The organism is Shouchella tritolerans, from assembly GCF_025770735.1.
GTDB classification, from domain to species: domain Bacteria; phylum Bacillota; class Bacilli; order Bacillales; family Bacillaceae_D; genus Shouchella; species Shouchella tritolerans.
In genome coordinates, this window is record NZ_JAODPB010000003.1 from 647032 (window position 1) to 660426 (window position 13395).

Below are 13395 nucleotides of genomic sequence, written 5' to 3' on the forward strand. Positions count from 1 at the left end.
GAGCGGCGTTTTTTTGTTGAAAAGCATTTGATTAGAACGGATCATGCCGCAAAACAAGGGAGTTCACGAAGCAATATAGGAGTTTCCCTAATAGGAGCGGCCGGGGTGGTTTCTTCATAATAAAGGTATATGAATGGACGACGCATTGATTCCCCGCCAATCATCGTCATTCAAGCACAAGGAGTTGAAGCGTCCTATGAAACGAAACAAGGGATTGACATTCTTTAAAAAAGTAGAAAGCTATTCGGACAATTGGTCCATTCTCGAGGAGAAGAGCCGGGAATGGGAGGACATGTACCGAAACCGGTGGTCCCATGACAAGGTTGTCAGAACTACACATGGGGTTAACTGTACCGGCTCCTGCAGCTGGAAGGTGTTTGTGAAGAGTGGCATCATTACGTGGGAAAATCAGCAGATTGATTATCCTTCCTGCGGGCCGGATATGCCCGAATTTGAACCGCGAGGCTGTCCGAGGGGAGCGTCATTCTCCTGGTATGAGTACAGTCCGCTGCGCGTGAAATATCCTTATATGCGCGGACGGCTGTGGCGGCTCTGGAACGAGGCACTCAAGCAGCACGATGATCCAGTAGACGCTTGGGCCAGCATTGTTGAGGATCCAGAGAAGGCTAAATCATACAAGCAGGCACGGGGAAAAGGCGGCCATGTCCGCGTAACCTGGCAGGATGCGACACAGCTAATCTCCGCCCAGTTAATCTATACGATACGCAAATACGGTCCAGACCGGATTGCTGGATTCACGCCGATCCCGGCGATGTCGATGATCAGCTATGCCTCCGGCGCCCGCTTTATTTCCCTGCTAGGAGGAGAGATGCTCAGCTTTTACGATTGGTATGCCGATCTGCCTCCTGCTTCTCCGCAAATTTGGGGAGAGCAAACCGACGTGCCAGAATCGAGCGACTGGTACAACGCCGGCTATCTTATCATGTGGGGGTCGAACGTGCCGCTGACACGCACGCCAGATGCCCATTTCATGACCGAGGTACGCTATAAAGGAACAAAGGTAGTCTCCGTTGCTCCAGATTACGCCGAGAACGTTAAGTTTGCGGATAACTGGCTGGCGCCCAATCCTGGAACTGATGCAGCGATCGCTCAGGCAATGACCCATGTTATTTTAGACGAGTATTACCATAAACGCCAGGAGCCAATGTTCCTGAATTATGCGAAGCAGTATACGGATATGCCTTTTCTAATTTTGCTAGAGGAGTTTGAAGATGGCTATAAAGCAGGGCGCTTCCTCCGGGCAAGTGATCTTGGGGAAACGTCCCCCCATGCGGAATGGAAGCCGGTTCTTATTGATGAAACAACAGAAGAAGTTTTGGTACCTAACGGGACGATGGGACAGCGTTGGGAAGAAGGGAAGCAGTGGAACTTGATTTTGGAGCGCGAAGACGGTTCGCTGATATCGCCTGCGCTCTCGGTGGAACCCCATGGACAGGAGTTTCAAACGATTTATTTCCCGTTCTTTGATAACGCCGGCAGCGGCACATTTAAACGGGTGATTCCTGTCCGAACGATCCAGTTGGCCGACGGAACGAAGCGTCTGGCTGCAACCGTGTACGACTTGATGCTGAGCCAGTACGGTATCAGGCGTATAGGAAGCGAGTGGGAGGCTGACGGCTATGAGGATGCAACCTCGAAGTACACGCCTGCTTGGCAGGAGGGCATCACCGGTGTGAAAGCCTCCGTTGTCGTACAAATCGCCCGGGAATTCGCCCAAAATTCGCTCGATACAGGCGGACGCTCCATGATCATTATGGGAGCTGGGATCAATCACTGGTTCAATAGCGACACGATCTACAGGGCCATTCTGAACTTGGTTATCCTTACCGCTTCCCAAGGTGTCAATGGAGGTGGATGGGCCCATTATGTCGGTCAAGAAAAATGCCGTCCAATCGAAGGCTGGTCGACCGTAGCATTTGCGAAAGACTGGCAAGGGCCACCGCGGCAGCAAAACGCGACTTCCTTCTTCTACTTCGCCACCGATCAATGGAAGTATGAGGAGATGGACACCGAATCGCTGAAATCGCCCACCGGTGGCGAGACTCGTTACACCCATCCTGCCGATTACAACGTTCTGGCTGCAAGGCTCGGCTGGCTCCCGTCCTATCCCCAGTTCAACAAGAGCAGTCTAGCGTTTGCGGAGGAGGCGAAGCAGCAGGGAAAAACAAACAATGAGGACATCGTCAAGCATGCTTATGAGCAGATCACCTCTGGCAAAACCACATTTGCGGCCGAAGATCCCGATGCACCGGAAAATTTTCCGCGCACAATGTTTGTATGGCGTTCTAATCTAATTTCCAGCTCGGCCAAAGGACAGGAATATTTTATGAAACATCTGCTAGGCACATCGGATAATTTGCTCTCTTCTCCGAACGAGGAGCAGAAGCCGGAGGAGATGGTCTGGCGGGAAGAAGCAGTCGGCAAGCTGGACCTGCTAGTTGCTCTTGATTTCCGCATGACTGCGACGCCGATTTATGCCGATATCGTCCTGCCTGCAGCGACTTGGTACGAGAAGACCGATCTCTCTTCAACCGATATGCACCCGTTCGTCCATCCGTTTAATCCGGCCGTTGATCCTCTTTGGGAATCGCGCTCGGACTGGGATATTTACAGAACCCTTGCCAAGACCTTTTCGGAGATGGCCAAAGAGCATCTCCCTGGCGTATACAAGGATTTGGTCGCTACTCCACTCGCCCATGATTCTGCGAGTGAAATTGCCCAGCCTTATGGTGTCGTCAAGGATTGGCGCAAGGGCGAGGTTGAAGCGGTGCCTGGCAAAACGATGCCGAATCTAACGATTGTGGAACGGGACTATACACAAATTTACGACAAGTACATTTCACTGGGGCCAGGGCTGGCCAATGGCAAGGTAGGAGCGCACGGCGTCAGCTTCCCGGTGGCCGAGGAATACGAGGAACTGAAGCGAATCAACGGCATCTATGAGGATGACACGATTAAGCAAGGACTTCCGAAATTGTATACGGCATCTCATGCGGCGGAGATCATATTGACGCTATCGTCCGCTACCAACGGCCGCGTATCCCAGCGTGCCTGGGAGTCGTTCGAACAGGATACCGGCGTCCAGCTTACGGATATTTCTGCCGATCGGGCAGCGGAGCGGATTACGTTCCAGAGCATTACGGCCCAGCCACGGGAGGTCATTCCGACACCGGTGTTTAGCGGGTCCAATAAGATGGGAAGAAGGTATTCCCCATTTACCACTAATATTGAACGCTTGGTTCCTTTCCGGACATTGACCGGTAGACAACATTTTTATATCGATCATGAGATTTTTCTGCAGTTCGGCGAAGCGCTGCCAGTGTATAAACCGACGCTACCGCCGATGGTATTCGGGCCTCGTGACAGTCAGGTGAGCGGCAGCGACGAAACGCTCGTACTACGCTATTTGACTCCACATGGGAAATGGAATATCCATAGCACGTATCAGGATAATCTGCACATGCTGACACTGTTCCGGGGCGGGCCGACAGTATGGCTGAACAATGACGACGCGGCCGCTCATCACATTCAGGACAACGATTGGCTCGAGGTATACAACCGGAATGGAGTGGTCACCGCCAGAGCTGTCGTTAGCCACCGGATGCCAAAAGGGACAATGTACATGTACCATGCCCAAGACAAACATATCTATGTCCCAGGCTCCGAAATTACGAAAAACCGCGGCGGTAGCCACAATGCCCCGACTCGAATTCATGTCAAGCCGACTCAAGTGGTCGGGGGATATGCCCAACTCAGCTATGGATTTAATTACTACGGACCGATCGGAAACCAACGGGATGTGTACGTGGCTGTCCGCAAAATGAAAGAGGTGGATTGGCTTGAAGATTAAAGCGCAAGTGGCCATGGTGATGAATCTAGACAAATGCATTGGATGCCACACTTGCAGCGTGACCTGCAAGAGTACATGGACCAACCGACCAGGGGCGGAATATATATGGTTCAACAATGTGGAGACAAAACCGGGGATCGGATATCCGGTTCGCTGGGAGGATCAAGAGCAATACAAAGGGGGTTGGACGCTTAAGAACGGCAAGCTGGAACTGAAATCTGGCAGCAAGCTGTCCAAAATCGCCCTCGGCAGCATTTTTCACAACCCCGATATGCCGGAGATGAAGGACTACTATGAACCGTGGACTTATAACTATGAACATCTGACAAACGCCGGGGAGAAAAAGCATCAGCCGGTAGCGCGTCCGAAGTCGGTAGTGACCGGGGACACGATGGACCTAGAGTGGGGACCCAATTGGGAGGATGATCTCGCGGGTGGCCACGTAACGGGCCCCCGCGATCCGAATATTGAAAAGATCGAAGAAGAAATTAAGTTCAACTTTGAGCAAACGTTTATGATGTATTTGCCGCGGTTGTGTGAACACTGCCTTAATCCAAGTTGTGTCGCTTCCTGCCCGTCAGGGGCGATGTATAAGCGCGATGAGGACGGAATTGTGCTAGTTGACCAGGAAGCTTGCCGGGGCTGGCGGTACTGTATGACAGGCTGTCCTTACAAAAAAGTGTATTTCAACTGGAAAACGAATAAAGCGGAGAAATGTACATTTTGCTTCCCAAGAATCGAAGCCGGTTTGCCGACTGTCTGCTCCGAAACGTGTACTGGACGGATTCGCTATCTCGGCGTGCTGCTCTACGACGCCGATCGTGTGCAAGAAGCGGCTTCCGTAGCGGATGAGCAGGATTTGTACCAAGCTCAGTGTGACTTATTTCTCGACCCGAACGATCCGGCCGTTATCGAGCAGGCTCAGGCGGACGGAATTCCCGAGGAATGGATTGAGGCGGCACAGAAGTCGCCTGTGTATAAGCTAGCGATTGAATACAAGCTGGCGTTTCCACTTCATCCGGAGTACCGGACGCTGCCGATGGTATGGTATGTACCGCCGCTCAGCCCGATCATGAATCTATTTGAAGGCAAGGATTCGATCGGGAATCCAGATTTAATATTCCCTGCCATCGAGGAGATGCGCACGCCGATTCGGTATTTAGCGAACTTGCTTACGGCAGGGGATACCGAGACGGTAAAAGAAGCGCTTCAGAAAATGGCCATGATGAGATCGATGATGCGAGCCGTCTCTTCTGGCGCTGACTTTGACGAACGCCGCTTAACACGTGTGGGGCTCACTTCGACTCAGGTGAAAGAAATGTATCGGTTGCTGGCAATTGCCAAATATGAAGATCGGTTTGTCATCCCCACTTCGCATAAGGAAGCGCACATGGACGTGTACCGCTCCCAAGGGGATGAAGGCTTCGGGCTCGGTTGCACGGGCTGCGGCCCAGCGGGCTTTAGTGGCAAAAGCGGCAAAGAGCTGTATGAAGAAAATTTCTACGGGGGGATTTGGCGTGATTGATCTTGAGAAACTACATGAGCAAAAGTCACGATTCGCCTTTTTTGCCCGACAGCTTATGTACCCAGAGAAGCTGGATTTTCATCCTGATGTTTGGACGAAAGCCCTGACTGCCGGACATCCGGCCCATCCTTCGCTCCAGAAATACTGGCATCTCATGCAGAAATACAGCTTCGAGCAAATTGAAGAGATGTATGTTCAGACGTTTGATTTTCAAAAAGACACGACCTTGTACATGACCTTTTACAAATATGAGGACAGCCGGGAACGGGGAGCGCTCCTCGTACGGCTCAAACAAGCATATGAGCTGTTCGGCCTTGCCATCGAAGGCACCGAGCTCTCAGATTACTTGCCGCTCATGTGTGAATTTCTCTACGCCGCCCCTTGGCAGGGCCATGAGCAGCAAGCTGCAAGCAGCCTGGATTTGATGCTGGCGGTAATGGAAGATGGAACCTATCATTTGCTGAATGCTTTGGAAAAAGCAGACAGCCCTTATTTTCATCTAATCAAGGGACTGCGGGAAACGTTTAAGGCATGCGTCATACAGGAGGCTCCCGGCACATGAGCATAATGGATCCGTTTTTGTGGGTGATTTACCCCTATATATGTTTCTCCGTTTTTGTCGTCGGACATATCTACCGGTATCGAACTGACCAGTTTAACTGGACGGCGAAGTCGAGTGAGTTTGTTGAGAAAAAAAGACTGAGGGCAGGCAGCCTGATGTTTCACCTAGGCATCATCCCGGTCATTATGGGCCATGTGGCAGGACTGGGCATACCCCAGTCCTGGATGGAGGCAGTCGGTGTGAATGAACATCTATACCATATCGGAGCCGTATATATTGGTGGCGCGTTCGGGTTTTTGACACTCGCTGGCATGGTACTGCTTACGTTTCGACGATTTACGATGAAGAATGTGCGCCAGCTCAGCTCCGCCTCAGATATGATTGTGAATGTACTGCTGCTGTTTATTGTAGCGGTAGGCATGTACAGCACCCTTGTCACCAATGCTTTGCAGCCGGACTTCAATTACCGGGAGACGGTGTCGGTCTGGTTCCGCCAGCTTTTTCTCTTCCAGCCGGACGCAGGCTTAATGACAGACGTGCCGCTGTCATTTAAAATTCATATTACTGCTGGCCTGCTCATTTTTGCTTTATGGCCGTTTACTAGACTTGTCCATGTATGGAGTGTGCCGTTGAATTATATCGGCAGACGATATATCCTTTATAGAAAGCACCGTAAAATATGAACGTAGCTAAGAGAAGGCTAAAGCAGCCTTCTTTTCTACGCCAGAGGAGTTATGGTTATGACAATGGCGGATCTCCCTTCAATTGATTATCAACAGGAGATTGACGGCATCCGGAAGAGATGGAAGTTTGACTTTGTATCCCTAGCTCTCGTACAGCCGGCCGAAGATCGGTTTGTATTAACGTGGCAGTATGTGTCTGGGAACATGAATGACCGGTACAAGCGGATTGTGCTCCATTCAGGCAAAGGCGTTGCCGGGATCGTTTTTAAAACAGGAAAAGCGATGCTGCTCCAAAATGTGAACAGCGATATCGGCGCAAGGGACTTGTTCAATTATCCTATTATTGTGTCAGAACAGTTAAAAAGCCTCGGAGCGTTGCCGCTCTGGGAAGGGGCCCGTGTCGTAGGCGTGCTGCTGGTAGGCTTCCGCAAGGAAAATCGATTAAATCCAACATCGTTTGCGAGCTTCCAAGAAAGCTTAGGATCGACGTTTGGAGCTTTTCAGATCAGGGAGGTGTCACAGCCTTGAAAGCGATGACCGGAGCACACTTGAGCGAATTGATGAACAAGCTGTACCGGAATAGCATGGAGGCTATGATCTTCATCGATGAAGAGGGCAACGTGATTGATATGAATCCCGCGGCGGAGCAGATTATTGACCCGCAAGTCATTAGGCGAATTCGCGCAGGAACTGACGAATCGTTCTGTCAAACTTGCAAAGGTTACACCGATGAGCAAGAACTGATCTCTTGTGCCAATTGCTATCTCAATTATCCCCAAGGAGAGTTTTCCTCTTTTCAATTGTTTCTTAAGACAAAGGATGGGGGTGTCGTTCCGTTTGCTGCCAGTTACCATACGATTGACGAGGAAGGTGGCGTGCGGGTGCTCATGCTGCTGGATTTGACGAAGCAACAGAAAACACAGGAGATGCTACAGCGCAATCATATGCTTCAATATGTCATCAAAGCACAGGAGGACGAGCGTAAACGGATTTCTCGAGAGTTACATGACAGCGTAGCCCAGGAACTGTTAAGCTCACTCGTCGACCTGCGCGTCGTCAAATATATGGATGTCGGGGAAGATGTGCTGAAGAAGCTCCAGCATACCGAGCAATCTTTGACACGGCTGCTGGATGATATCCGCCATTTGTCGGTGGAGCTGCGCCCCTCTTCGCTAGATGATCTCGGGCTGGAAGCAGCCTTTCGCTCCCATTTCAAGTGGATGGAGAAGAATTATGGACTGCTGGTGAAGTTCTCAGCAGAGCTTGCCGCAGCTCGCTACGGCAGCGAGATCGAGACCGTTGTTTATCGTGTATGTCAAGAGGCTGTGCTTAATGCTTTGAAATACGCAGAAACCGATGAGGTATATGTGCGGCTGTGCGAGGAGCACGGCCAACTTCAACTGGTGGTCAGAGATGAGGGCGTGGGATTTGATATGGTCATTAACGAGGCAAAGGGAACCGGGCTCGGTTTATATGGAATGCGGGAGCGGGCCGAGCTGGTGGGCGGCCAGTTTACAATCCACTCCGCCGTGGGCGAAGGGACTACCGTTCAGCTAAGCATCCCGCTGCCGAGGCTAGAGGAGAAACGGGAGGTGGAGGCATGAAAATTGTCATTGCAGACGATCATGCTGTCGTTCGAAGCGGGTTTTCTATGATTTTGAACTATCAGCCGGATATGGAGGTGGTGGCCACCGCAGCCGATGGCCTGGAGGCCTACGCAATGGTGGCGAGGCATCGTCCAGATGTGCTGCTAATGGATTTAAGCATGCCCCCCGGGGAAAGTGGGCTCATTGCCACAGGCAAAATCAGCAGCGAGTTTCCAGACACGAAAATTATTATTTTGACCATGTATGATGACGAGGATTACCTGTTCCATGTCTTGAAAAATGGAGCAGCAGGGTATGTGCTCAAAAACGCGCCTGATGACGAACTCCTATCGGCTATACGAATGGTTCATTCTGGCGGCACTTATATTCATCCTCAAATGGCTACTTCTTTAGTGCGGGAATTCATCAAAAAAGACAGCGAAAGTGCCGAGCAAGATCCGTTCAACAGCTTGTCCCGACGAGAAGTTGAAATATTGCCATTGATTGCGAAGGGATTCGGGAACAAAGAGATTGCCGAGAAGCTGTATGTATCCGTCAAAACCGTCGAGGCCCATAAAGCCAAGATCATGGAGAAGCTAAATCTGAAGAGCCGGCCGGAGTTGGTTGAATATGCACTGAAGAAAAAATTGCTAGATTTTTAGAGTCGTGTGCTACACGGCTATTGATTAAGCTACAAGTTTTGCAGAATCTTCTAAAGGGCTTTAGGGAGTCTGTTGATACAATCATAGGGAAGTTCCTTGGCAAGGATCAGGGAACTTCCCTATTATTTTTGTGAATAATTTCACTTACAATTAGAGACGGGGATCAATCGGAAGAGCCATTCATTTTGCACAGAAAAGGTGATGAGAATGATCAAGAAGCTGCAGCTGCCGCTGCAAACGATGAATTTAGTGCTGGGGTTTATGGTGTGGGTAATTATCTCGGCGCTGTTGCCCTTTATACGGGAAGATATCGCGATTCCCGCCGACCGGGTTGCTATCCTGACCGCGATCCCTGTAGTTCTCGGATCTGTTCTACGGATTCCCCTCGGCTATTACGCCAACGTGGTGGGCGCGCGAATGGTGTTTATCACTAGTTTTATTCTGCTGTTGTTCCCGGTCTATTTTATCAGCATCGCGACAAGTTTTACGCATCTCGTGATCGGGGGATTGTTTCTTGGCATCGGGGGAGCCGTGTTTTCGGTAGGCGTCACCTCGTTACCCAAATACCATCCGAAGGAAAAGTTAGGGCTAGTAAACGGCATATATGGAATGGGCAATTTGGGGACGGCAATAACGACATTTGCCGCGCCAGTTGTTGCTACCCAGATCGGCTGGTCAGCTACCGTTCAGCTATACTTGATTCTGCTGCTGCTATTTGTTGCTTTAAACGCCGTTTTAGGGGACCGCAAAGAAACGAAGGTCAAAACCCCGATTATGGAGCAGATCAAAGGTGTATATAAAAATGATAAACTATGGTATTTTTCACTGTTTTATTTTATCACGTTCGGATCCTTTGTGGCCTTCACTGTATATTTGCCGAATTTTTTGGTCAGCCATTTCGAACTGCCGAAAGTGGATGCAGGACTGCGGACCGCAGGCTTTATCCTGATTGCGACGTTTCTCCGTCCCGTGGGAGGATGGCTTGCGGATAAATTCAAGCCATTGTTTCTGCTGATGGGGGTGTTTATCGGATTGACATTGGCCGCAGTGGTGCTGGCGTTTTCCCCATCACTCGCTTTGTATACGGTTGGATGTCTGACGATAGCCGTTTGTGCAGGTCTTGGCAACGGAATTATTTTTAAGTTGGTGCCGTTTTATTTTAATAAACAAGCAGGCATTGTCAATGGAATCGTATCGATGATGGGCGGTTTGGGCGGATTTTTCCCGCCGTTGATGCTCTCGTTCATCCATTCAGTGACAGGTCAATACTCGATTGGGTTCATGGCTTTATCCCAAGTTGCGCTTGCGAGCTTTGTGCTAGTGGTGTGGATGTATTATCAGGACAAATTGACTGTTGCTTCCCAGGTGTTCAACTCCACTGGTCAGGGCATTTTGGTGACGGATGCCAAAAAGCGCATTCATGCTGTGAACCCCGCATTTACCAAATTGACGGGTTACAAAGAAGAAGAAGTAATAGGAAGGAATCCAAGCCTGCTTAAATCGGGGCGGCAATCATTGGAATTTTATCAAATCATGTGGACGGAGATTATGGAGAAGGGCAGCTGGCAAGGCGAAATTTGGAATCGCAGAAAGAATGGGGAAGAGTATCTTGAACTGTTAACCATCAATGCTGTAAAAGATGAAACGGGGGACATCGTTCATTATGTCGGCACGTTCAGCGATATTACAGCTCGCCCGCCGGGGGCAAATGACGCTCTCGTATAACGACCGATGGCAGCAAGACATAGGCATGGTGGTCTGCCAATCGGGGCGACTGGAGAATGGGCGCTTAAACCTAGCTGAAAAAGGGGGCGATGAAATGAAAAAAGCAAAAGTGGTCATTCCCCGGGAGCATGGCGGCTGGGCGATGATCAGCGTGCCTTATATTATCGGCATGATGGCAGCACAGCCAGTGGCGCTCCATCTGCCGCTCTTCCTTGCCTGGCTGTTGCTGTATTTAGCTTCTTATCCGTTGTTGCAAGCTTTAAGGAGAGGGAACAAGAAAAAAAGCTGGTTAAAATGGGGGGGCGGCTATGCCGCCAGCGCTGCTGCCTTTCTCATTCCGGTCGTGCTGATGGAGCCTTGGGTACTAGGATTCGCGCCTGTTCTGCTTGCATTCATGATGGTCCATATATGGCATGTTCGCCGAAAAGCGGAACGCGCGCTATTCAATGATATTTGTGCGATTCTGCTGTTCTGCACTGGAGGTGCAGCCGCTTATTTCCTAGGCGGAGGTGGGTTCGATAACGGGCTTACGGCAGTGGTTCTGTTTAATTTCCTGTATTTTACCGGGACGGTGTTTTTCGTGAAATCTGTGTTTCGTGAGCGGAAGAACAGGCGGTATACATACTACTCGAAGATCTATCATGCTGTCATTTTAGCGGTGCCATTGTTGTTCGGCAATCCATGGCTGAGCCTGGCGTATTTATTTCCGCTGCTGCGCGCCCTCAAGTTTTCAGGTACAAGCATGAAACCAATGAAAGTTGGCATTCTAGAAACTGTCGGGGCGGTTCAGTTTCTTATTGTAGTAGTGCTCTGTTTCTAAAGATAACCTTTATAACGAAAAGGCAATGTTCTCCATCAGACTTAAGGTTTTGCTATATACTGTCTTAATCTGAAAGCCCTCTTAGGGGCTTTTTTCCGTTTACGCAGGCGGGCACGATCATCCACAAAGAAATACCGTAAAGCTTAAAAAACTCCTATTTATGCGAACGAGAAAAGCGCGTACACTCATTTATGAAAGGGTTTTCATTAATAAAGGGGGGAGCAAGCATGAAGACGAAAATCACCTATTTGTGTTTTGGCATGCTCACACTGGTGCTTGCTGGATGTAGCGAAGAGTCAAACCAAAAGGAAAGCTCAGTTGAACCAGTAGCAACCGCAAATGAGTTGCCGCAAACGTTTGAAGAGCCAGTGACGCTTAATGTCATCAAGCATGTGTCGGGCGATATTTTCTTTCGCGACGGGGAAACGATAGAAGACAATGTCCACACAGATTGGGTCAAAGAAACATTTAATATTGACTTGAATTATTTATGGACAACGAGCGGGCCAGGAGAAACCTTTGATACAAAGCTACAGCTAAGCATGTCAGCCAATGAAGAATTGCCGTCGATTTTAGCATTGCGCAGCGATATTACACAAGATCTCATTGATTCTGGCCGTGTGATGGAAGTTGGTGAACTGTTTGACAAGTATGCCTCAGACACATGGAAAGAAGCGATGGCGGCTGATCCTCACGCTTGGGATCCCTATATTCGCGAGGAAGGGCGGATGGCTATCCCCATTTTGGATTACGAAATGAATGGCGATTCGGTCTTGTTTATCCGTCAAGACTGGATGGACGCCCTTGGGCTCGAGCCCCCGGAAACGCTGGATGATATCGAGGAATTGATGGACGCATTTGTCAATGAAGATCCGACTGGCACTGGAGAGAAAACGTATGGCCTAGCTGTTGGATTTGCCAATGCTTTAAACACATGGATGTCTGAAGTTGATTGGGTGTTTGGCGCTTATGGCGGCATGCCTGACCAGTGGAATTTAGCTGCCGATGGTACTTTAGAACATGGCTCGGTTCAACCAGAAATAAAAGAAGGGCTGGAAACGATGAGGCGTTGGATGGAAAAAGGCTATATCCATCCAGAGTCAGGCCTTTGGGATGAGGGCAAAGCGGCAGAACTGTTCACATCTGGGCGAGCCGGCATCATTGCTGGTCCTCATTGGATGCCTGACTGGCCTTTAAGCGAGCTAAAGCAAAATGTAGAGGGCGCTGAGTACCGGGCTTATGACATTCCAAGTGGTCCAGACGGGCAAAAAGGGCGTTCCACCGGGATTACTTCACACAATGGGGCAGTGATGATTAATGCAGACGCTACAGAAGATGAAATCCAAGCATTCTTTGTTTATCAAAATTATCTGTTTGACCATTTTGCCAACCCAACTGAAGGAAGCGAGTTTGAATATGGCTTTGCAGAAGGCTACGACTACGTCATAAAAGACGGAGAAGTGAAGTACAGCGATGATGACATTCCTGGCGGGCGCATTGATCCTGTGAAATATACACTCACATTTGATGGAGCGCGGATACCATCTCTTTATATCAATACACTTGCTGATTTTGCACGGGGTCATGAGCCAGAAACGCCGTTCCAACAGAAAATGCATTTGCAGTATCCAGAACAAGCCTGGGAGGGCGCACGGATTGTTGTAGACGGACAGGATGCACAAATTCCAAGCATGTTTACTGGCGCTCCTACTGCAACCATGCTGCAAAAAGGCGATACCCTTGATACGTTGCTGAAGGAGAACTTTAGCAAAATGATTTATGGAGAAAAACCAATCGATGATTTTGAGGCGCTCGTTGAACAATGGGAAGCTTCAGGCGGCGATGATTTAACAGCCGAAGTGAATGAATGGTTTAAATCGGTTCAAGAAAACCAAGAGTAAAAAAACAGCTCTCCTCTGCAAGCGAAATGGGTTGTATCCTAAAAGCGAAGGAGGAGAGTC

At 49.7% G+C, this 13395-nt stretch carries 10 protein-coding genes; all 10 read left to right on the plus strand.

The features are described from left to right. The first annotated feature begins 196 nt into the window (after nucleotides 1–196). Complete coding sequence (locus N6H06_RS13415) at nucleotides 197–3871, plus strand: nitrate reductase subunit alpha (protein ID WP_263707125.1); 3675 nt, start codon at nucleotides 197–199, stop codon at nucleotides 3869–3871. Further along, entirely contained in the window at nucleotides 3861–5396 is a 1536-nt protein-coding gene (gene narH, locus N6H06_RS13420) for a nitrate reductase subunit beta (RefSeq protein WP_062748101.1), read from the plus strand. Before N6H06_RS13415 ends, narH begins: the two co-directional genes overlap by 11 nt. Then, nucleotides 5389–5958 (plus strand): nitrate reductase molybdenum cofactor assembly chaperone, encoded by a 570-nt coding sequence (narJ, locus tag N6H06_RS13425; RefSeq protein WP_062748099.1) that lies wholly within the window; start codon nucleotides 5389–5391, stop codon nucleotides 5956–5958. The genes narH and narJ overlap by 8 nt, the downstream gene beginning before the upstream one ends. Then, nucleotides 5955–6641 (plus strand): respiratory nitrate reductase subunit gamma, encoded by a 687-nt coding sequence (narI, locus tag N6H06_RS13430; RefSeq protein ID WP_062748097.1) that lies wholly within the window; start codon nucleotides 5955–5957, stop codon nucleotides 6639–6641. Before narJ ends, narI begins: the two co-directional genes overlap by 4 nt. A gap of 57 nt (nucleotides 6642–6698) precedes the next feature. Beyond that, nucleotides 6699–7169, plus strand: coding sequence for a GAF domain-containing protein (locus tag N6H06_RS13435; protein WP_153020536.1), 471 nt, complete (start codon nucleotides 6699–6701; stop codon nucleotides 7167–7169). Between the two features lie 5 nt (nucleotides 7170–7174). Next, entirely contained in the window at nucleotides 7175–8245 is a 1071-nt protein-coding gene (locus tag N6H06_RS13440) for a PAS domain-containing sensor histidine kinase (protein ID WP_062749064.1), read from the plus strand. Continuing rightward, on the plus strand, nucleotides 8242–8889 hold the full coding sequence (locus N6H06_RS13445) for a response regulator transcription factor (protein WP_062748095.1): 648 nt from the start codon (nucleotides 8242–8244) through the stop codon (nucleotides 8887–8889). The genes N6H06_RS13440 and N6H06_RS13445 overlap by 4 nt, the downstream gene beginning before the upstream one ends. 207 nt (nucleotides 8890–9096) lie before the next feature. Further along, nucleotides 9097–10614 carry a nitrate/nitrite transporter gene (locus N6H06_RS13450; protein ID WP_263707131.1) on the plus strand — a complete coding sequence of 506 codons (1518 nt, stop codon included), beginning with the start codon at nucleotides 9097–9099 and terminating at the stop codon, nucleotides 10612–10614. Between the two features lie 94 nt (nucleotides 10615–10708). Then, a complete protein-coding gene (locus N6H06_RS13455) occupies nucleotides 10709–11434 on the plus strand; it encodes a YwiC-like family protein (RefSeq protein ID WP_263707298.1) in 726 nt (241 codons plus the stop codon). 227 nt (nucleotides 11435–11661) lie between these two features. Continuing rightward, nucleotides 11662–13335, plus strand: coding sequence for an extracellular solute-binding protein (locus tag N6H06_RS13460; RefSeq protein WP_263707133.1), 1674 nt, complete (start codon nucleotides 11662–11664; stop codon nucleotides 13333–13335). Nucleotides 13336–13395: the final 60 nt, after the last annotated feature.

What these genes read in the sequence shown, in the direction of transcription:
- N6H06_RS13415 (WP_263707125.1), top strand. Translation starts at nt 197, where the DNA reads ATGAAACGAAACAAGGGATTGACATTCTTTAAAAAAGTAGAAAGCTAT.
- narI (WP_062748097.1), top strand. Translation starts at nt 5,955, where the DNA reads ATGAGCATAATGGATCCGTTTTTGTGGGTGATTTACCCCTATATATGT.
- N6H06_RS13435 (WP_153020536.1), top strand. Translation starts at nt 6,699, where the DNA reads ATGACAATGGCGGATCTCCCTTCAATTGATTATCAACAGGAGATTGAC.
- N6H06_RS13440 (WP_062749064.1), top strand. Translation starts at nt 7,175, where the DNA reads ATGACCGGAGCACACTTGAGCGAATTGATGAACAAGCTGTACCGGAAT.
- N6H06_RS13445 (WP_062748095.1), top strand. Translation starts at nt 8,242, where the DNA reads ATGAAAATTGTCATTGCAGACGATCATGCTGTCGTTCGAAGCGGGTTT.
- N6H06_RS13450 (WP_263707131.1), top strand. Translation starts at nt 9,097, where the DNA reads ATGATCAAGAAGCTGCAGCTGCCGCTGCAAACGATGAATTTAGTGCTG.
- N6H06_RS13455 (WP_263707298.1), top strand. Translation starts at nt 10,709, where the DNA reads ATGAAAAAAGCAAAAGTGGTCATTCCCCGGGAGCATGGCGGCTGGGCG.
- N6H06_RS13460 (WP_263707133.1), top strand. Translation starts at nt 11,662, where the DNA reads ATGAAGACGAAAATCACCTATTTGTGTTTTGGCATGCTCACACTGGTG.